Consider the following 21,349-nt stretch of genomic DNA (forward strand, 5'->3'; position numbering starts at 1 on the left):
ATAACAACATATATAAAAAAACCCCTGCTCTCTCGAACAGGGGGGAATATTTATCTATTGTTCTTCTACTTCTTCCAAAGGAATAATAATCGGATCTTCTCCATCGTAAGAATAATTATTCTTAAATTCTAACTCCATCTCCTCAGCATCACCATCAAAGCCATAAGAAGCTTTAGCATCCGTGCTACGTCCTGCCGAAATAGTATCACCCTTGTCATCGATCATAAAGTAACGTTCAGCTTTTGAACCCTTTACATACAGTTCAAAATCATGACCAGCAGTATAGTCTTCTTCAGTATTATTCACGACTGTATATTCAATCACAAGAACATTCTCAAATTCCTTATCTGCATATTCATTTCTTTCCTCAGTCAAATAAAGATCATCAATGGTGACTTCAATTCCCTCATGCTCAAACGTTTCACCAATCACTTTATTCTTAGAATCGTCATCTTTTTCTTTCTCTTCTTTTTCTTTCTCGTCTTTCTCTTCCTCAGATCCTTCTTCTGCTTCTTCAGATCCTTCTCCTGATAACTCTTTCAACTTATCTTCTAGTTCTTTTAATTCTTCTTTCTTTGATTCAATCTCTGCTTGAATATCCTCAACATTACTATCTTCCTGTGCAAAAACTGGCAAGCTACCGCTTAATACAAATAAGCTAGTAAACAAAATAAAACTTTTCTTCATTTCAGGCCTCCTAGTAAATATTAAGAAACATAGATAAATTTAATACCCTTATGTTCCTTGTGTACATCATACCATATTAAAACCTTTAAACGGTAAGCAAAAGGCTTCTCAATTTTTAGACAATTCACAAAGTTTTAAACATTTTAGACTATCATCTCTTAAAAGATGGTCATTAAATAATTGATAGAAATCGGTCAAAATTTTCAAATGACAAGCTCTGGCCACTTATTAGACCAGAGCTTATATATTATAATTATTTTAATGATATATCTTTTCACAGTAAATTACTTGTCAAACATGCTTTTGGGTTCAGTTATCTTGGTGTCGTCTTTCTAGTTTATTAACAGATGCTTCATAAATCTTCTAAAATTAAAAACACCTCAGAAGAGCTGAGATGTTTTGTACTTATTAATCGTGAGGGTGAGTAACTTTTATTTTCATAAAAGTCACGACTTAAAATTTCATTATAATAAATTTTGACACATCTTTTATTTAAAAGGGTGACTACATCAATGATTAAGAGTAGTTCGTTGTAGTTAAAAAAACTACTATGCGGCCGAGAAGACTCGAACTTCCACATCCTTAAGGACACCAGCCCCTCAAGCTGGCGCGTCTGCCATTCCGCCACGACCGCAAATTTATCATCGATAAAATTTATTGTAACGAATCTAGCAGGCTTCTGTCAAATCTTTTTTATTTTTTTAATTGCTTTAATCCTATTCGGCTACGGTCGATATCTACAGATATTACCTCTACTTCAACTATATCCCCAACTGCTACAACATCCGATGGGTGCTTAATAAACTGACCTTTTTGACGAAGTAATTTAGAAATATGAATCAAACCATCTTCTTTTACTCCGATATCCACAAACGCTCCAAAATCAACAACATTCCGTACAATTCCTTGTAGGTTCATCCCTTCAGATAAATCCTCCATCTTGAGAACATCTTCTCTTAGAAGGGGAGCCTCCTGATTATCGCGAATATCTTGCGTCGGATTTTGAAGACCTTTCAAGATATCTTGTGCTGTTTCAAGCCCAATATTATATTGCTCTGCTATTTTCTGCGGATCGAGACCTTTTAATAATTCCGAACAATTCGCACTTCCTAAGTCTTGTAAATTGATATTTAAATGATTTAATATCTGTGTGGCAATAGCGTATGACTCAGGATGAATCGAGGTTTGATCCAAAGGATTTTCTCCATCAATAATTCTCAAAAATCCAACTGCTTGCTCATATGTCTTAGGCCCTAAGCGCTTCACTTTTTTGATTTGTTCTCGATTAGCAAAATGTCCCATCTCATCTCTTAAGAGAATGACATTCTTTGCTGTTGAAGCAGTCATACCAGACACTCGTTCTAATAATTGAATACTCGCCGTATTAATATCCACTCCGACTTGATTGACAGTCATATTTACAACAAAATCTAGTTCCTCATTTAGCAAGCTCTGACTAACATCATGTTGGTATTGCCCTACCCCCATTGACTTAGGATCAATTTTTATTAATTCTGCTAGAGGGTCTTGGAGTCTTCTTGCGATACTCACGGCACTCCGCTCTTCTACCTGGAAATCCGGAAATTCTTGACGAGCAATTTCACTCGCAGAATAAACAGAGGCCCCTGCTTCATTTACCACTATAAATTGGACAGACCGATCTATTTCTTTTACCAACTCACTTACAAAAGTTTCTGATTCACGGCTAGCTGTCCCATTTCCAATGGCAATGATATCCACCTGATGCTCTTCAATCATTGTTTTAAGCTGTGTTTTCGCTTGAGCTCTTTTGTTAGCCGGAGCTGGCGGATGCGGATAAATCACGCCTTTGTCCAATACTCGTCCTGTTTCAGATATAACGGCTAATTTACAGCCAGTCCGATATGCAGGGTCTAATCCCAAAACAGTCTTCCCTTTTAAAGGCGGCTGTAATAAGAGGTGTCTTAAGTTTTCACCAAATATATCAATTGCATGCATATCTGCTTTCTCTGTCTGCTCATTACGTAGCTCTCTTTCGATTGATGGCGCAATGAAACGTTTATAAGCATCCGCAATCGCACTTTTGATAATGGTGGTTTGCACTGCAGATAACCCCGGATTCAATAAATATTTTTCCATATATTGAATAGCTGGGTCTTCATCCACGACAATTTTTACTGTCAGAACGCCTTCTTTTTCGGCTCGATTAGTGGCTAATACCCGATGCTCTGCTAAATTAACTAATTTTTCTTGAAAATCATAATACATTTGATAGACACCGCGGTCATCGAGACTCTCATCTTTCAGTTTAGCAACCCATACTCCATTATATCGAGTATACTTACGAATAAATTCACGAAAATCAGCCCGCTCTCCTACCTCTTGAGCCAGAATTTCATGAACTCCTTCTAAAGCCATTTCCCGATCAATGACTACATCCGTAATAAACTCAGTGACCTTGCTATCAATATCTACCTTATCATCGTGAACTTGCTTAATCCAATTAGCTAAAGGTTCTAAGCCATTTTCTATCGCAATCATTGCTTTTGTTCTTCTTTTTTGCTTAAAAGGACGATATAAGTCTTCAACTTGCTGTAACGTTTTTGCTTGTTGGATGCTATCAGCCAATTCCTCCGTCCATTTATCTTGTTCTTGAATGGACTTAGCCACTTCGAGCTTTCTTTGGCTTAAATTTTCAGCATAGCGATATTGCTTATCTATTTCATGAATTTGAACCTCATCTAAAGATCCGGTTGCTTCCTTTCGATATCTAGCAATGAATGGAATCGTATTTCCATCTTTTAGTAGATCTAGTACCGCTTGAACCTGCTTTTCTTTAATATTTAGGGCCTGACTAATTGGCCCAACCAACTCTTCTTGCTTTTCAACTATTGTCATGTAAATCCCCTTCTAAAATTGAAACTGAATAAATATCAATAACCGCTGTTTTACTTATTAATAGGCCATGTAGTTGACCACCGTACACAACTCCTCCATCAATTCCCCATTTCATTTGTTGTCGCCAAACTGAAGAATTATTATAATCTTGATTCAATACCATTGTTGGAGTATGCCCAAAAATTATCTGCTTACCTGTATGATTCTCTGCTTTATGAAAACTATCTCTTAACCACATAAAATCGTAATCAGAAGTATTTCTCCAATCATCTAAACTAAGATCTACTCCTGCATGAACACAGATAAAATTTCCAAATTCTATATAATAAGGTAACTGGTCTAACCAACCTTCTAAGTCAGGATATTTTTTTTTCAATTGTCGAACTGTTCGACGACTAGATGATTTTGTAATTAAATCCTCCGATATATTTAGAAACTGGCTTAAAGTCATACTTCCACCATTAAGGACATAATGATTAAAATAATTAGTTGGACTTTTAATAAAATTCAAAAGCATTGACTCATGATTTCCTCTTAGACAAAGAGCACCGTAATCTTTCTCCAATTGCCAAATACGTTCTAATACTTGAGAATTTGCATAACCTCGATCAAAATAATCACCAACAAAAATAAGTTGCTGTCTTTTAGGTTTCCAAAAAGTCAGCAAATATTCGAGTTCTTCATACATCCCATGGATATCTCCAATGACAAATGCTTGTTCGTATTCTCTATTATTAATGGAGATTCACCACCCTCTAAAAGTTAGATAAGCTGATTATATCATATCTTAACTTTTGAGAATAGCGTATAGACAGCAAAAGAGCTCTAAATCGATCTTTAGAGCTCTTGAACTTTCATTAATCTATTAGACTATTCCACTTCTAAATGACCTTTAACTAAATCTTCAATGCGTTTCATTTCTTTCTCAGCATCCGCATCATTAATAAAGACATTTTCTAATGCCATATTTAATTCTGTAAGGACTTCAGAAGAGCCAACATATGGGACCTGCGACTGTCCATATTCTAATTCTGCTGTAGCTGCTTCCACATAAGGGACTTCCTTCAGATACTTTTGCCAAGTTTCAGAGTCTACCCCTTCTTGAGTAATTGGTAAATAACCTGTTTCGACAGCCCATTGAGCTGTATTTTCTGCCTGTAATAAGAATGACATAAACTGAACAGCACCTGCAATTTCTTCATCACTTGCCGAAGCAAAAATGCCTAAATCATTTCCAGCAAATAAAGTTAAAGGCTCACCATCACCATAAACTGGTAGTTCAGCTGTTACCATATTCATACCTGACTCCTCTACTCCTGGCAATACATGTGGTAAGCCAGCTGAGGAACCAATATAAAGAGCAGTTGCTCCTTGAGAGAATGGGCCAGACATATAACCATCTTCTCCTGCTAATCGTGCATGATCTTCTTTGATTAATTCACTCATAAACTTTAATGGTTCAACTGCTGTTTCAGATGATAGATCGACTTCTTTTTTATCCTCTGAGATCCAGCTCGCACCATTCTGACGCGCCATTGTTTCATATTCCATTGAAGGACCATTCTCAAAGCCTATTGCCTGTTCCTTCATGCCCGCTTCATCCATTTTTTCACCTAGTGTTTTCACTTCTTCCCAAGTAGTGGGAATTTCAGACTTCACCTCGTCTAATAAATCTTGATTCACAAACATTAAGCGGACTGACTTTGAAAATGGAAGAGCATAAATTTCATCATCCAAAGTAACACCTGACATAAACCCTTCATAAATCCCATCTAATATCGCTTGATCAAACCCATTTTCTTCTGTTAAATGTTCCTTTAAAGGAATGGTCAATCCTTGGTCTTTGAAATCCACTACATTTGAGGCTGTAAGTTGTGCCATTGTTGGTAAGTCTTTTGAAACACCAGAAGCAATAATTGATTGCTGTAAAGTATCATAATCCCCTTGGTTTTGTTCTACGACTTTATATTGATCTTGTGATTCATTAAAAGCTTTTACTAATTTTGTAAGAGACTCTTGATGAGGCCCACTCATTGCGTGCCAAAAAGTGATTTCAATCGGTTCTTCAGCATGTGCAAATGGTACTAAAATAGTTACAAACAATACTGTTACCATTAGAGACAAGAACAATTTGAATTTTTTCATATAGGATTCTCCTTTTTCTCTTGACTATGCAACAATCCATCTATCCTTTAAGACCTGACCTAGAAATCCCCTTCATAATATGCTTCTGAAACACCAGATAAAAAATAACCATCGGAACAATAACAAGTGCAGAAGCCGCCATTAATAATTCAAAGCGTGTTCCCGCCTCTGTAGTAAAAGCTTGAAGTCCCACTGGTAACGTTCGCATATTGCGATCATTGGTGACAATCAAGGACCACATAAAAGAATTCCATGAGCCAATTACCTTCAAAATCATGACAGCAATGATTGATGACTTTGATAGAGGCACCATCATTTCCCATAGAAATTGCCAATCACTCGCACCATCTGTTTTAGCTGCATAATATAATTCATCCGGCACATTCTGAAAGGACTGTTTTAGGGTAAATACTGAAAATACAGAAGCTAACCAAGGTAAAATTAAGGCACCATAAGTATTTATCATTCCCCAGTCTGACAAGGTCACAAAATTCGGAATCGTCATCAACTCTCCCGGAACCATCATGGTCGCTAGCAAAACTAAGAAAATTAAATCTTTTCCCCAAAACTTTAGTTTAGCAAAGGCAAAAGCTGCCATTATGCTTGTTATTAATTCGCCCGTTGTACTCACTAGAGTTGTGATAACACTATTAAGAAAGTAACGGTCGAAGGGAGCTGCCGATAAAGCTGCACGATAATTAGACCATTGTAGCTTTACTGGCAACCAAATAGGTGGAATCGCAGTAGCTTGCCCTGCCGTTTTTAAACTGGTTGATAACATCCAGTAAAAGGGAAGAATCATTAAGAATCCTCCTAGAGCCAATACAAAATAAGTGAATGATAAGTTTAATAACCGTTTCAAGCTTATCCCCCTCTTTTCTCAAAGTAGCGATTTCCTAGATATTGAATAATTGTTAATATTAATACAATACCAAACAGAACCATTCCTGTTGCAGCAGCTGTCCCATAGTCATACTGCTCATAAAATTTTCGGTAAAGATAATAAACTAGGGTTGTTGCTGATCCTGCAGGGCCTGGTCTCCCATTAAAAAGAGCGAACACTTCATCAAAAACTTTAAAACCATTGATAACACTCACTACTGTTAACAAGAACAAGGTAGGTCTTAATAGTGGTAATGTAATTTGAGTAAAAACTTGTATACCATTTGCACCATCAATTTTTGCAGCTTTATAATACGTGTCATCAATATTCCCCAAACCGACTAACAATAATAAAATATTAAAACCCAAACCTTTCCAAATAGCCATTATTATTATGGCAGGCATCGCCATTGATGAAGAGTTCAACCAATTGATTCCCTCCACTCCAAACCAAGCTAAAAAATAATTTATAAGGCCGTAATTGGAGTGGCATAACCATGACCATACAATTGAAATCGCAACGGTTGAAGTGACAAAAGGTAAAAAGTAAATGGTTCTAAAGATACTTTTTAAAAAAGGAATCTGATTTAACATCATGGCAATCATTAATGAAATCGCAATTGATAGGGGCACAACACATGCTACATACAAACTCGTATTGCGTAGTGATTGATAAAACTGAGCATCTTGGAATAACGTCTGATAATTTTCTATTCCTCGCTCAGCAACTTCTCCCGTAAAAATATTATAGTCTGTGTAAAAACTCATATCGATCGATTTAAAAATGGGATAGATTGTAAAAATACTAATGATAATCAACATCGGTAAAAGATATAAAAAGGCTTGAATAGTTGAATAGAAAGTTGCTTTTTTATTCATCTAAATCACCTAAAGTATTATCCAGTCTTTTGCCTACTTCATTAAAGAGGTGAATTTTCTCTGGGTTTACATCCAAATAGAGTTTATCTCCCTCATTGAACTGTGGATCAATGTCCGATACAATAAATTGCTCTTTTCCATTCGAACAGGTTACTGTTATATCTTTTCCAACTATATTGACCCGCTCAATTTGTGCTTCAACTAAATAATAATTCTGATTTCCTACCATAAAATCCTCTGATCGAACGCCTAAGTTCTCCCACTCTATTTGAAGAATCGGATGGTTAGAATTAAGAGCCTGAGAATTTCGATTGATCATATTGATAACGGGACTTCCAATAAATCTTGCTACAAATTGATTATTAGGCTTTTGATATAAACTAATAGGATCCGATATTTGTTGAATATGTCCAGCTTCTAACACCATCACTTGGTCAGCAATACTTAATGCCTCTTCCTGATCATGGGTCACAAAAACAGTCGTAATACCAGTTTCTTGCTGAATTCGTCTAATTTCTTCTCGCATCTCAATTCGCAATCGAGCATCCAGGTTAGATAAGGGCTCATCCATCAACAAAATTTTAGGTTCTTTTGCTAAAGCTCTCGATATAGCAACTCGTTGTTGCTGACCTCCAGAAAGTTGACGAGGATATTTGTCCAATTGATCAGCAATTCGGGTCAATTCTGCCATTTCTTCTGTCCGTTGATGGCGAGTTTTTCGATCCATCTTGGCCATTTTTAAGGGAAATAGAATGTTTTCTTTAACTGTCATATGAGGATAAAGCGCATAGTTTTGAAAAACTAAACCTACCCCCCGTTTGACTGGATCACTACTGGTCACATCTTTTTCATCAAAGAATATTTTGCCCGAACTAGGATTTAACAGACCCGAAATTAGATAAAGAGTTGTCGATTTTCCACAACCAGAAGGGCCTAAAAAAGAGATTAAATGATGACTTGGTAAAGTAAAGTTAATATGATTTAAGACTAGTTTATTACCAAATTTCATCGAGATATCATCAAATCTTACTTGCATTAACTCACCCCTCTACTTTACCTGCCCAAGTATAACAAAGCTTTATTAATTTCATGTAAATCTTGATCTTTTCTTTGTAAAATTTAAGTAAATTTATAACCATTTGAGATGCATATATTTTGAATTAATATGATGCCATTCCAAATTGCTCAATTCATCTAAGCCTTTTTCAATCAAGCTTGCAACATCCATATCCGTGATTGTTAAAATTTTATCTGGAGTAAAAGCTTGATAATCTCCGCCACCAACCGCACGATATTGCGTGACAGCTAAACGATAATTTTGATTTAAAATAAGAGGTTTTTGAGTTTGTTCATCAATAATTTCAACTACACGATTACCAATATTTTCAGATAGTTTAACTTTACAAAGAAAGCCAGAATATAAATCATAATTATAATGTTTAGTTTTTGGAAACAAATAATTCGGATTAACCTGAATCGCTCGATGCTCATCTTCTATAAAATAAGCCATATTATGTTCCATTACTGCATATATTTCTTCTCCCGTTAACTCTACTATGGCAATTTGGTTATAAAAAGGATAGATCGTTAATAATTTCTCTCTACTAATCGGTCCTTGAAATTCTACAAAGTGATCATTTAAAAGCGAAATCCCAGCAAAATCACAATTGGTATATTTTAACATTAAATAATTAATATGTTCTACAAAAGGATGCCCTATAATTCTTGCTTGATGAGAGTCCTCACTCATCATCTGTATCGGTGCATAGCCTAATATCTCATTCAACCATTTCTTACTTTTACTATATTCAGGCTCTACAGATGATAGTTCTATCTCTTCGGCTTCTTCTCTAAAAGAGCATAGCCTTCCCTTATAAGAAACATTGAGTCTCGTTTCAAAATCCACTACCACTTCTCCTACCACTTCTCCTCCATAGCCTGGTTGTAAGACAAATGAGTTCTTAAATGGCTGACATATTAATCGATGCTGATGTCCGGTTAACAAAATATCTATTTCTGGAAGCTGAGTAATCATTTGATAAGCCTGATTTTCACCTGTCAAAACTTCTAAAGGTTCTCCTGTCGATAAATCCCTTTCAAAACCTCCATGATAAGCAACAATCAATAAATCTACTTTAGGACGCAATAACTTGACATAAAATTTAGCACTTTCAAAAGCATCTATAAATTCTAATCCTTGGTAATGCTGAGGTAGTTCCCAATTAGGAATGTAATGAGTGGTTAAACCAACTATTCCCACCTTGATTCCTGCAAGTTCGATCAAATCATAAGCTTTTCCTATGAAAGGTTGACGAGTTTTCGTATCAAGAATATTAGCACATAATATATTTGCCTGAAGCTTATCTAAAGCAGATGCTTGATAAGGCAATCCAAAATTAAATTCATGATTCCCAATAATTTGGTAATTATAATGCAAATCATTCATTGCTCGTGCGTAGACTTCTGCTGAATGCTCAATTTGACTCGTATAAGTCGCCATAGCAGACCCTTGAATAAAGTCACCTAAATCAAACTGTAAAGTAGGGAGGGAACATTCTTTCTGGAGTTTTTTTAGTAGATTCGCTGTATCCTTTAATGAATAATTCAAATCTTCAGGATGTTGATGCCACTGAGCATGCGTATCACTCGTCACTAATAATCTAATTTTCTTCATAGTCTTCACCTAATAACTCCTTTAGCAGATACTCCTGACCTTTTTGTGGCATAAAAGTAGACATCCCGTATTCTTCTAAAGCATTTGCAAAGGCAGATGGTTGAAAAGTATGCCAAGGGATCACAATCCTCGGGTTAATGGTATACGCCAATGCTAGTAAATCTTGCTTATTGGCATGTCCCGAGACATTTGCATTCACAAATTTCCAACCAGACTTAATAATAAAATCCACAAAAGATTTGTATTCCGTTTGAAAAGATCCCAAGGGAAAACCATTAGAATGTAAATATAAACCTGCAGGAATATCTGATAAAATTGAGCGATACTGATAATCAATCTGAATAATATATCCGCCTGGTGCTAACTTTACGTCTTCTAGAGTGACATATGAAATATTTTCTTCTAGGTATTTTTTAGCGTCCTCATTCAGCAAACAAACAATTGGAAAGTCTTGTATTAAGTCTAATGAAGCGAGTAAATAATAATAATTTGGATCTAATAACAATTTTCTTTGATATTTTTGAGCTTGTTCAGCTACTGCAATTATTCTCTGAATATTTTGTGGATAAAAATTAATTGCAAAACTACTCTCAGGATGATCAACAAGCAAACCACTAATTTTTTGAATTAATTTTCGCTCACTAAGGGCATCAATAGAAAATATTTCTTGATCCTCCGGCAAACACTGAACCTCCTTTATTTCCGAAAAAGCAGTCCCTTCCAACAATAGTATATCAGGTTCATAATCTTGAGCTTCCAATGCCCAATGTTGAACTTTTTCAGGATGAAAACCAGAAAGTCTAAAGTCTCCAGAATGAATTATTTTCATATCTGGACACGTAATAAAAATCGAGCTCGCTCCAAGTGTGTCATGATCACTTTCCTTAAAAGTTATGTGGAATGGACCATGTTCGAACGCTGTTTCAGTTGATATAGTTTGCCAATTGACATTATAATTGGGCAGTAAATTTCTATGAACTAGTTTTTTATAAAGCGTAAAAGATTCTTGTGTCAAGTATACCGGAATGCTAACGTCAAGCTGTCCTAATGAACCAATATGATCTAAATGAATGTGTGACAAACAGACTATCGTCATTATTTGATCAGCTTCAGCAGCTACTAATTTACTCCCCTCTATAAATTCTTGAGCATATATTCCCTTTATTGGGGGGATCATGCCCTTCTTTAGTAATGTTTCGAGATTAATCTGATCAGATAATTGAGTAATATCCGCTCCCACTAAAGCTCCGAAATCAGTGATAATTCGGTAATTACCATTTGTTATAGAAACAATATTCCCACCAATCGTATTCAATCCGCTCCAAAATGTAATATGCGTCGATACAGACATAAAGAACCTCCCTAATATTTTTCACTTCCAGTGTAGTGTATCATTGCCAAATCAAATCCACAAAAAAAGACCATGCATCATTTGCATGATCTTTTTTCATTTAATTTTAATACCAACGATTACCTTGCCAGAATGACCAAGCTCCAGAAATTGATCCATAACGACCCACCATGTAATCATACATCCATGCTAATTGAGTATAAGGATTTGTCGCCCAATCTGCACCATGTGAAGCCATTTTACTTCCTGGTAAAGCTTGAGGTAACCCATAAGCTCCTGATGAAGGATTTGATACGGTATGACTCCAGCCTGATTCCGAAGCAATAATAGACGACCACATATCCTTTTCAGCTTGACTCAAGCCTTTATCTGCTGAAATTTGTTCAAAAGCACTATAAGGGTCTCCATAGGAAACAGGAGCATCCACAACAGCTTCCTCAGTTGTTTCTTCTACGTATGGCTCTTCAGTCGTTTCTTCTACGTATGTTTCCTCTGTTGTTTCTTCCACGTATGTTTCTTCTGTTGTTTCTTCTACGTATGATTCCTCAGTTGTTTCTTCTACATACGATTCTTCAGTTATTTCTTCTACATACGATTCTTCAGTTGTTTCTTCTACATACGATTCTTCAGTTGTTTCTTCTACATACGATTCTTCAGTTGTTTCTTCTACGTATGATTCTTCAGTTGTTTCTTCTACGTATGATTCTTCTACAGACGTGATTTCTTCAACCATCAATTCTTCAGCTGACGTTTGACTTGTCTCTATTTCACTGGCTTCTGATGTCTCAACTACTACTTCTTCAAGCTCTCCGGCAATTAGCGAGACCTCTTCAGTACTTTCCTCTTCTGAAACTTCAACAGAGACTTCTGACAAAGTATTGTCTAATGCTACGAGACCTTCTTCAGCACCGATTGTCTCTTCTGAATTCGAAAAGTCAACTGCTTGCTCTACTAAATATTCACTTTCTTCAACAACGCTTGTTTCTTCCTCTGGTAATGTTTCTGTTGCAAAAGCTTGATATTCTTCAGCTTCTTCCATTGAATCATCAGAATAGGTAATGGTGTGGGTAACAGGATTAAAACGAATTTCAGCACCTGTAATGATATAATCTGGATTGGAAATTTGATTAATTTGAGCTAAATCACTTGTAGCAATACCTGTTGCTTCTGCAATCGTTGAAAGTGTATCTCCCCATTGAATAATATAAACTTCTTCTGCATTAGAAAGAATCTCTTGTACATTTGCAAGGACTTCATCTAATGATCGACGACGCCATTGCTTATTTACAGATAATTCTGTATTAATAGTATTATCTTGTGCTACTACTTCTATCACTGATCCTACTGCAGGTAAGAAAAGAGTTGAAGCTAATAGCATGGTTAATGTTTTTTTCATTATAAAAATACTCCTTATTACTTATGATTTTTACGATGCAAGAAGTATTTTATCCAAAATGATGATACAATGCACGGTTTTTACCTGTTTGTTATCCAGGCTTAAGAAAAAACACGGCGTTTCGAAACATATATTACAAAATGATGACAAAAACAAATCGTTATTTTGCTAATTGATCTACAAGCGTCTGCACGTAATCGATTGTTTCTCGTAAGGCATCTGTCTTTTCCATGTCAACACCTACTGCTTTGGCTAATTCAAGCGGGCCCATACTCCCTCCTGCTTCAAGAACTTGGAGCCACTTATTAATTGTATCTTGATCGCCAGAAGCAATTTTATTTCCCACCTGTGTCCCTATGGTTAATCCTGCTGAATAAGTATAAGAATATAATCCCATGAAATAATGCGGTTGTCGCATCCAAGTCAGCTCTGCGCCTGGATTAATCGTTACTTTATCTCCCCAAAATTCTTTCAACGTATCATAAAAAAATTGATTCAAGGTCTCAGCATTCAATAATTGTTCATCATCTATTGCTTGATAAACTTTTCTCTGAAAATGTGCTTCCAATAAATGGGTTACCATATTATGAAAGTACGTACGTGAAATAAATTCGGCAATCAAACTTTTTTTCACCGTTTCATCAATATCTTGTTTCATTAAATATTGACACATAATCACTTCATTAGCTGTAGAAGGTGCTTCAACAAAATACATACTCGGACTTGGCGTCAAAGCAAGTTGATTCTTATAGGACAAGCAAAAATGTGCTGCATGTCCCAACTCATGAGCTAAGACTAATACTTCATTTAATAAGCCTGTCCAATTTAACAAAATATAAGCAGGCCCCTGATACACAGTTGAACAAAAACCTCCTGTGGTCTTAGATTGATTCATTGGATAGTCGATCCATCTTTGATCAAACGCTTTTTGAACAATCTCTAAATACTCATCACCTAAAACAGATACCGCTTCTTCAATCATTCTTCTACTTTCAGCAATACTAATTGATTGAATATTCTTATTATAGAAAGGCGTTTTAATATCTGCGAGACTCATTGATTCGAGCTCATGGTTTTCTTGCAAGATAGTGGCGTAACGCTGCATCACCGGGGATAACTCTTTCATAATCACATCGATCTGTTGGTCATAGGCCTTGCGATTTACTTTTTGCTCAAAAAGTAAATAATCAATAACGGAATCAAATCCTCTAATTTTGGAGATTTGTTTTTCAGTTTGAACATGTGAAATATAGTTATTGGCAGCTGTAAATTGATAAGCAGACAGTCCATTATGAAAGCTTTCCCATGCAGCCTTTCGAATGGCTGGATCTGAATGCACCTCATATTCTCCTTCAAATTCAGCAAAAGTATTAGGATACGTCTTTCCATTCACTTCAAAAGAATCAAATTTTAGATCCTGATACATCATCGTCGTATACAAACGATATTGATTAAAAAGCTGACTATTAATTCCCTTTAGTAATTCTTCCATTTCTAACGACAGAATATTCTTTTTTTGATATAGAATTTCTTCAATGTAATGCTGAAAATCTTTACCCTGTTCCGAGTTCATAAAGTTAACAAGATAAGAATGATCTAATCCTGCTATTTCAACCAGTATAAAGGAGAGTATCTCTCCACTCCGGTCTGCCAACTTTTCAACTTGGGCAACATTATGTTCATACCTTTGATTTTTGCGATCTACTTCATAACCAAGGGAACCATAATGCCAAATTTTAGAATATTCTTCTAACATTGATTCATAAAGAACCAATACTTGATACAAGTTTTCAGCCTGTCCAAGCTTACCACGATACTTGATTATTTCATCTAAATTAAACAGATAGGCTTGAATGGCCTCTTCAAATTCTTGTTGGTTAGCATACAATAAACTTAAGTCCCATAATTCCTTTTGATTTAATTCTGACCTCATTGGCAAACTGTTCATATTTTTCTTCCTTCCAATTGATAATAATTTATGAAAAAATAGCACTTTAAATCAAAAAGCTTGTCTGATATTACAAGATAATATCTTTTTATAACGATAAAGTTAATTATTCTATTCTTTTTTAATTTTAGCATACTTTTATTAACCATTTTTGGCATTTTATGTTAAAATTCAGATTACACACTAATAAATTATCTAGTTAAGGAGGGAATATATGCAAACATATGATGTTAAATCTCCCAATATTGTGGAATTTGTTAATGTGATTAAATTACTTTCGCATCCAATTCGTTTTTCAATCGCACTTACACTCAATGAAAACGGAATTATGAATGTTAGCAAAATTCAAGAATCTCTTGATTTAACACAGTCAACTGTCTCTCAGCATATCAGCAAACTGCGTGAAGCTGGGATCGTTTCTGCTGACCGGGATGGAACTAAAATTTACTACTCCCTTACCAGCGAAACCGCTAAGACTATCCTCAAAGCTTACGGAAATAACAATTAAAATTCCCCCTTCATCATTACGATGAGGGGGTGTAATTAATTATTGGCTTCTTCTTCAGGTAAAAGATTATCTGTTTCTTCTCTAGCCTCAGTATTCTCACTTTCATTTGCTAATGAATTATTATTAATTAATTCTTCCATGTATGCTTCTGGGTCTTCAACTGTTTCCCAAAGCTTTTGACGGTATTGATTAAAAGTCTCCATCACAGCACTGGATAATTGAGCTAATTCAGATCCGATAGAATCATAATTCCATGGTTCTTCAGTATAAGCCGATAAACTATATGACCCATAAGGTGTCACGAAAGTTGCCACATCATTTTGCTCAGTTCCACCCAAACCAGATTTGTTCCATGCCGTCGTATCTTCTGGCACATGCCAACGAAGAAAATTATGAGTATTCATAAAAAACTTTTCAATTAGCATCTCATCCCATGGCTCTCCATTCACCCGATTATTATATAATAATGCAAAAAATCTTGCAGAATCACCTGGTGAAGTCTGAAAAAGACCATTTGTTTCACTATGATAATATTTCCCATCAACATAAGTGTCATACAGACCTAATTGATGCATATGTGGAGTAATTCTTTCACCACCACCTACTGTCTCAATCAATGTATTAGCAGCCGTATTGTCACTATAAATTGCTACTAAATCCACTAAATAATCAATCGTAAACGGACTTCCAACAGGATATCCTTGAATAATTCCTGCTCCGGGAACACGATTATCTTCTGTAAGATATACTTCTTGCTCTGGAGCTAGTTCTCCTGTTTTATATTGGTGATAAAGTTCTCCCAAAACATAAATCTTCTGTGTACTAGCTGGGAAAAAAATTTGGTTGTTAACAGAAACTTGTGCCATTGTCTCATTATTAACGAAAGACGTGCCTACAGTTCCACTTACATATTCTGAATACTCGATTAACGTCTCTTCTACTGCATCCAATAAACCTCTCTCGCTATAATGCGTTAAGACATAATCTTGATAAGAAGAATCCTTTTTAACCCAGCCCAATTCCTCATATCCATTATAAACATGCAGCCAAACTCCGTTAACGGTTGTCACTTCTTCAGTAACATCCATAGGAAATTCTACAAATTCACTCGTCAAAGCTTTTATAGATGAATGCAAAGTGCCAGGCGGTGAGGTTAATACCATAGAATTAGGATTTTTATAAAGAATACTATATTCAATATCATAGTCATCAAAATGTTGCTGGTAATCTGAAGTATGTGTCAAAAAAAAGTATTTTTTTGCGGGTTGCGGAAGCAAACCATGCATCAAATGACTGTATGACAACCACCTTTTAGCCGTTGATTCGCTTTGGTGTAATTCAGGTACATCCTTTCCTTCTTTATAGTAACGCCAACCAAACTCTTGATCATCATGCCACCCCGTATAGGGTTGATCGAACTGAAAAAGAAACTTTCCGTGCCTATTTTCTCTCCAAGAAAAACCATTTATGGGTTCACTCTCAATAGTGGGATATTGAAATGCTTTAGAAGATGGCGATACCAACGCCACATTCGGACTATAATAAAACCATGGCATCGTTTCCAAAAGGATGTCATTGTCCTCTTCCTCAAGATACTGGCGATCTGCCGGGTTACTATTATTTTGTGTTGCTTGACCTGATTTTAAATGTTCCACCAGTATTCCTGCATCAGGATCTAAATTAATAGAATATTCTTGATTAGTTGTTTCATTTTCTTGCTTAAAATTTTGTTCTTTCGCTTGCCAATTCATCAACAAAAAATATGTACTGATAGATGAAAATATCCCCATAAGAATAACGCATAGCATCCAAAAAGCCATATTTTTGTTCTGTTTCTCCAAGTGACTATCTCCCTTCACAAATCCTATGCCTTTAAATATACCAATTACAAATTAAACTTTCAATATAATCTTTTATTCATTAGTTGACTCAATAATTTTGAAATTTGGAGTAAAATAACTAAATAATTCTTGATTATACATCATTTCAGGCAATACTTTACAAAATTGTGAATACGATAAGTTCTCACGGACATCGATTTCATCCAAACCAAATTTAATCACCTGTTCTTGGATATAAGCCTCATAATCTACTACGCTGACTTCTTCTAACAGATGACCATATCGATTATTTGCTATTAATTTAAAAACAAAGTCTTCGTAGGCCCTTTCTTTCAAGTGTTTAACAAACTCACCCCTCAAACCTAGATGTTCCTGAACATATTCTTCAAATGATAAACCGGCTTCATCTGAAAAAGCATGAATCTGCTCCAAATATTCCTTTTCATATTTTGCATATTCATCATCATTTAAAATCACTTGAGCAGTTTCTCCATGAAAAGCCAAAAGATACGGCATTAATTTATCATAAAAAGCCAGCGAAATTTTTTCTTGCGTATAATCACGCTTAACAAAATCAGAAAAATCATCAAAATTTTGTATCCCACTTAAGCCCAATAGACTAAAATGTTCATCTTTAATAACATCCACAGAAGTCTGAGTAAGTTGTTGATAATAATCTTTTACTTGATCCAGATAGGGGGCCCTTACTTCTTCCCATGACTCAATCTCTATTCGCCAATAATAATCTGGAATGGTGATATCTTCTTTCTCAACATAATCATTTACTATACTTAGCATTCTTTCACCGTCCTCTTTAGTTTATTATACAAAAAAATCCCAGCAAAGATAGCTGAGATTAAAAGCTAGCGATGATCGGAGTCGAACCAACACGCCTTGCGGGCACAGTATTTAATTTTAAATTGACAGATTTGTCACTTATCTTTTCCATTTAACTATTCCATAGTAGTAATTGACTTAAAAAGAGAGGAAGTATTAATGAAGCAACATCATATAAAAAAAGACACTTTTCCAAAATGGAAAATGTCTCGAAATGATTTTTTGTGATGCTCACAAATTGCTGAAGCCATTTTCGGAGTTCAATCTGTAAACGAATAACTTCACCAAAAAATTATCAGGGAACTTAGGCAAAAAATCTCTTACTATGTAAAAGAGAAATTACAAACGAATTCGGTTTTATACACATAACTATATTTTATTCCTCAATAGAATATCACACATTCTGTACCTTACTAAAAGTATAGATAGTCGCTATTAATACTACCACTATATATATTATTGTTATGTAACTATAAGGAAAATAGATTACTAATGAAGAAAAAATCAATCTCGATACTACTTCACCAAGCTGAAAGTAAGTAACCATCCCCCCAAATATCGTAGCCAATTTCGTCTCATCAATATTATTAAATATAATAGTCCCCATTTTGGGGTTTAGCGCACCAACAAAGATACTTGAAAGAAATGAACCTAATATTATTAAGTAAATATTTTGATAGTAACATGCGATAAACGATAACAAAATAGTCATTAAATTCATTTGTAGTAAGTTACCTAAAGAAAGCTGCTTAAATTTATTACTAATTAAAATCAAAGCTCCCCCTAAAATCCCCCCAGAAACAGTACTAATTCCTAATAATGAAATGGTTGTAGCAGCATTAATAATAGTCAGTGCGGTTCCTTTAGAAAGATTAACTACAACTAAAGGTAAAAGTATCGCTAAACTCCCATTAAGGATTGGAATAACAAGTAGAATAGTTCTCATATTATTAATTCTAAATAGATGCTTAATAGATAGTCTAAGGTTTGAACGAATATCAGAAAATGCAGCTCTAAAATCAAGTGGTAACCTATTATTAGAAGAAGTTTTTTCTTCGTAATACTTATTAACCTGACTTTTTAGAAGGAGCATGATTAGTAGACTTATCCCAAATGTCATTGAATTTATAAGAGCTAAGTGAAAAAAGCTAAGTATAGTGATCAGAAACGCCCCTACTGACTGATTTATAATATTCATAGTGGAGGTTACCGTTTGCCTAAATGCCATGGTTTCTTCCCTATCTGATTTTTTAACGATTCGATTAGAAATAGGATAAAAAAGGCCATTTTCAAACTGTCCCAAAGTATCTGAAATAAGATTAACCACACTAGCAAATATCACTACCATAATGGATGCTCTAAAATTCATGACTATAGCTACTAAGAGATATAAAACAACTCGTATCCATAACGTTTTGATAATCATCTCCACTTTATTAAGTGTTTTATCCGCAATAATACCCAAAAATATTGTGAACAAAATAGGTAGACTCTCTGAAAGAGTGACAATTGAGATGGCTAGATTACTATTCTTAATCTCAGTCACATAGGTCATTAAAGCGATAAAATATAGCGTATCTCCAAAATTTGATATGAGATCTGAAATAAGAATTTTCAAATATAACTTATTATTTAAAATTTTTTTCATATATTTTCCTCAAAATTTATTTCTTATTGCATAAAGTACATTTCATCTAAAGGAGACGCAACTTTTGTCACCTTTGCCATAAGTGCTAGAACAATACTTGTTGAACTATTTAATAAGACAAATTCAACAGAATCTATCGCTTTATCAAACACCTATATAATAGTCTATCCTATTATATAGGTGTTTACAATATGCTTTGTCCGTATACTTCTTCAATATACACAATAAATATAGAATTACACTAAGTTACTCTGATTAAAAGCTTTTATTTACACTACAATAAAAGTATTGTAACTGTGTAATAATAACACTTGTCAATACCAATCAAATTTATTAATAATTTCATAATACTTTTTGTATTTTCTGTAATTATCAGTACCTCCGCAAAAAATATCACAAAGCATAAATCTTCTTTTACATTTAAAGAAAATAAACATTTTATTCAGAGAATTTATAATGGAAAAAAATTCATTATCTCTTTAGAAGTACAAAAAAATGCATGACATCAAAAGAATGATGTCATGCATTTTCTACAATAGCGGTGGTCGGGGTCGAACCGACACGCCCTTGCGGGCACAGGATTTTGAGTCCGGCGCGTCTGCCAATTCCGCCACACCGCCATAATAAATGCAAGGCGGTAGTCGGATTTGAACCGGCGATCAGGGTTTTGCAGACCCGTGCCTTACCACTTGGCTATACCGCCATTAAAACTGGGGTAGCTGGATTCGAACCAACGAATCACGGAGTCAAAGTCCGTTGCCTTACCGCTTGGCTATACCCCAAAAATATAAAAGGCGACCGATGGGAATCGAACCCACGAATGTCGGATCCACAAACCGATGCGTTAACCACTTCGCCACGATCGCCATCATATACCTATAAAACAGGGACTGTAGGAATCGAACCCACACTAACGGTTTTGGAGACCGTTGTTCTACCGTTAAACTAAGTCCCTATTAGAAGGAAGAACTTATGCAAATTCCCTACTTTATAAATATAATGGAGGGGGGCAGATTCGAACTGCCGAACCCGAAGGAGCGGATTTACAGTCCGCCGCGTTTAGCCACTTCGCTACCCCTCCATAATGGCTTGGGACGGAATCGAACCGCCGACACCTTGAGCTTCAATCAAGTGCTCTACCAACTGAGCTACCAAGCCATAGCTAAAACGGTCCGGACGGGATTTGAACCCGCGATCTCCTGCGTGACAGGCAAGCATGTTAACCCCTACACCACCGGACCAATATTAAAATATTAAATTTTAGCAATGGGGAATGACGGGCTCGAACCGCCGACATCCTGCTTGTAAGGCAGACGCTCTCCCAGCTGAGCTAATTCCCCAAAAAACTTCATGACCCGTACGGGATTCGAACCCGTGTTACCGCCGTGAAAGGGCGGTGTCTTAACCGCTTGACCAACGGGCCAATAATATATGAAATAAACGGAGAGTAAGGGATTCGAACCCTTGAAACGTATCAATACGTTTACACGGTTTCCAACCGTGCTCCTTCGGCCAGCTCGGACAACTCTCCATGCTAACCTAATTTCATAACTCCGCCAGTAGGGCTCGAACCTACGACATCATGATTAACAGTCATGCGCTCTGCCAGCTGAGCTATGGCGGAATCACATAGACAAGACACGCGCGGCAACGTCCTACTCTCACAGGACCAAAGG

General features: G+C 35.6%; 15 protein-coding genes and 13 tRNA genes. 1 reads left to right on the forward strand and 27 read right to left on the reverse strand.

The window, feature by feature from the left end; translation table 11 throughout:
* Positions 1-54: 54 nt before the first annotated feature.
* The 12 genes from HZY91_RS07915 to pepF form a co-directional block, all read right to left on the reverse strand.
* The gene (locus tag HZY91_RS07915) at positions 55-687 is read right to left on the reverse strand and encodes a DUF4352 domain-containing protein (RefSeq protein WP_197115741.1); all 633 of its coding nucleotides are present in this window, start codon (positions 685-687) and stop codon (positions 55-57) included.
* A gap of 551 nt (positions 688-1,238) precedes the next feature.
* A tRNA-Leu gene (locus HZY91_RS07920) sits at positions 1,239-1,321 on the reverse strand.
* A 59-nt stretch (positions 1,322-1,380) separates the two neighbouring features.
* Positions 1,381-3,564, reverse strand: coding sequence for a Tex family protein (locus HZY91_RS07925; protein WP_197115742.1), 2,184 nt, complete (start codon positions 3,562-3,564; stop codon positions 1,381-1,383).
* Positions 3,551-4,309 (reverse strand): metallophosphoesterase family protein, encoded by a 759-nt coding sequence (locus HZY91_RS07930; protein ID WP_328752428.1) that lies wholly within the window; start codon positions 4,307-4,309, stop codon positions 3,551-3,553. Before HZY91_RS07930 ends, HZY91_RS07925 begins: the two co-directional genes overlap by 14 nt.
* 125 nt (positions 4,310-4,434) lie before the next feature.
* Complete coding sequence (locus HZY91_RS07935) at positions 4,435-5,709, reverse strand: ABC transporter substrate-binding protein (protein ID WP_197115744.1); 1,275 nt, start codon at positions 5,707-5,709, stop codon at positions 4,435-4,437.
* Positions 5,710-5,749: 40 nt separating this feature from the next.
* Entirely contained in the window at positions 5,750-6,511 is a 762-nt protein-coding gene (locus HZY91_RS07940; RefSeq protein ID WP_197115768.1) for a carbohydrate ABC transporter permease, read from the reverse strand.
* Positions 6,512-6,573: 62 nt separating this feature from the next.
* A complete protein-coding gene (locus HZY91_RS07945; RefSeq protein WP_197115745.1) occupies positions 6,574-7,470 on the reverse strand; it encodes a carbohydrate ABC transporter permease in 897 nt (298 codons plus the stop codon).
* Positions 7,463-8,506 carry an ABC transporter ATP-binding protein gene (locus HZY91_RS07950; protein ID WP_197115746.1) on the reverse strand — a complete coding sequence of 348 codons (1,044 nt, stop codon included), beginning with the start codon at positions 8,504-8,506 and terminating at the stop codon, positions 7,463-7,465. The genes HZY91_RS07945 and HZY91_RS07950 overlap by 8 nt, the downstream gene beginning before the upstream one ends.
* A 93-nt stretch (positions 8,507-8,599) precedes the next feature.
* Positions 8,600-10,144: a bifunctional metallophosphatase/5'-nucleotidase gene (locus HZY91_RS07955; protein WP_197115747.1), complete on the reverse strand. Its 1,545-nt coding sequence runs from the start codon at positions 10,142-10,144 to the stop codon at positions 8,600-8,602.
* Positions 10,131-11,495 (reverse strand): MBL fold metallo-hydrolase, encoded by a 1,365-nt coding sequence (locus HZY91_RS07960; RefSeq protein ID WP_197115748.1) that lies wholly within the window; start codon positions 11,493-11,495, stop codon positions 10,131-10,133. Before HZY91_RS07960 ends, HZY91_RS07955 begins: the two co-directional genes overlap by 14 nt.
* Before the next feature lie 106 nt (positions 11,496-11,601).
* A complete protein-coding gene (locus HZY91_RS07965) occupies positions 11,602-12,891 on the reverse strand; it encodes a LysM peptidoglycan-binding domain-containing protein (protein ID WP_197115749.1) in 1,290 nt (429 codons plus the stop codon).
* Between the two features lie 160 nt (positions 12,892-13,051).
* Entirely contained in the window at positions 13,052-14,839 is a 1,788-nt protein-coding gene (gene pepF, locus HZY91_RS07970) for an oligoendopeptidase F (protein WP_197115750.1), read from the reverse strand.
* A 214-nt stretch (positions 14,840-15,053) separates the two neighbouring features.
* Between pepF and HZY91_RS07975 the strand changes: the two genes are divergently transcribed.
* Positions 15,054-15,347, forward strand: a complete 294-nt coding sequence (locus HZY91_RS07975; protein ID WP_197115751.1) for an ArsR/SmtB family transcription factor — start codon at positions 15,054-15,056, stop codon at positions 15,345-15,347.
* 35 nt (positions 15,348-15,382) lie between these two features.
* On the opposite strand, the gene HZY91_RS07980 is transcribed toward HZY91_RS07975, so the two are convergent.
* The 15 genes from HZY91_RS07980 to HZY91_RS08050 all read right to left on the reverse strand — a co-directional run bounded on the left by HZY91_RS07980 (position 15,383) and on the right by HZY91_RS08050 (position 21,297).
* Positions 15,383-17,188 carry a serine hydrolase gene (locus HZY91_RS07980; RefSeq protein ID WP_197115752.1) on the reverse strand — a complete coding sequence of 602 codons (1,806 nt, stop codon included), beginning with the start codon at positions 17,186-17,188 and terminating at the stop codon, positions 15,383-15,385.
* A 72-nt stretch (positions 17,189-17,260) separates the two neighbouring features.
* On the reverse strand, positions 17,261-17,986 hold the full coding sequence (locus HZY91_RS07985; protein WP_197115753.1) for a hypothetical protein: 726 nt from the start codon (positions 17,984-17,986) through the stop codon (positions 17,261-17,263).
* A 433-nt stretch (positions 17,987-18,419) separates the two neighbouring features.
* A complete protein-coding gene (locus tag HZY91_RS07990) occupies positions 18,420-19,673 on the reverse strand; it encodes an MFS transporter (protein WP_197115754.1) in 1,254 nt (417 codons plus the stop codon).
* Positions 19,674-20,209: 536 nt separating this feature from the next.
* Positions 20,210-20,293 (reverse strand) — tRNA-Leu (locus tag HZY91_RS07995).
* Between the two features lie 12 nt (positions 20,294-20,305).
* Positions 20,306-20,376 (reverse strand) — tRNA-Cys (locus HZY91_RS08000).
* A 7-nt stretch (positions 20,377-20,383) separates the two neighbouring features.
* A tRNA-Gln gene (locus HZY91_RS08005) sits at positions 20,384-20,455 on the reverse strand.
* A gap of 11 nt (positions 20,456-20,466) precedes the next feature.
* Positions 20,467-20,539 (reverse strand) — tRNA-His (locus tag HZY91_RS08010).
* An 18-nt stretch (positions 20,540-20,557) separates the two neighbouring features.
* Positions 20,558-20,628: transfer RNA gene (locus HZY91_RS08015), tRNA-Trp, on the reverse strand.
* Positions 20,629-20,673: 45 nt separating this feature from the next.
* Positions 20,674-20,754: transfer RNA gene (locus HZY91_RS08020), tRNA-Tyr, on the reverse strand.
* A 4-nt stretch (positions 20,755-20,758) separates the two neighbouring features.
* A tRNA-Phe gene (locus HZY91_RS08025) sits at positions 20,759-20,831 on the reverse strand.
* A gap of 10 nt (positions 20,832-20,841) precedes the next feature.
* Positions 20,842-20,914: transfer RNA gene (locus HZY91_RS08030), tRNA-Asp, on the reverse strand.
* Positions 20,915-20,940: 26 nt separating this feature from the next.
* Positions 20,941-21,013, reverse strand: a tRNA-Val gene (locus tag HZY91_RS08035).
* 11 nt (positions 21,014-21,024) lie between these two features.
* Positions 21,025-21,096: transfer RNA gene (locus HZY91_RS08040), tRNA-Glu, on the reverse strand.
* 18 nt (positions 21,097-21,114) lie between these two features.
* Positions 21,115-21,204 (reverse strand) — tRNA-Ser (locus HZY91_RS08045).
* 20 nt (positions 21,205-21,224) lie between these two features.
* Positions 21,225-21,297 (reverse strand) — tRNA-Asn (locus tag HZY91_RS08050).
* Positions 21,298-21,349: the final 52 nt, after the last annotated feature.

This window comes from Facklamia lactis (genome assembly GCF_015863205.1).
GTDB lineage: Bacteria > Bacillota > Bacilli > Lactobacillales > Aerococcaceae > Facklamia > Facklamia lactis.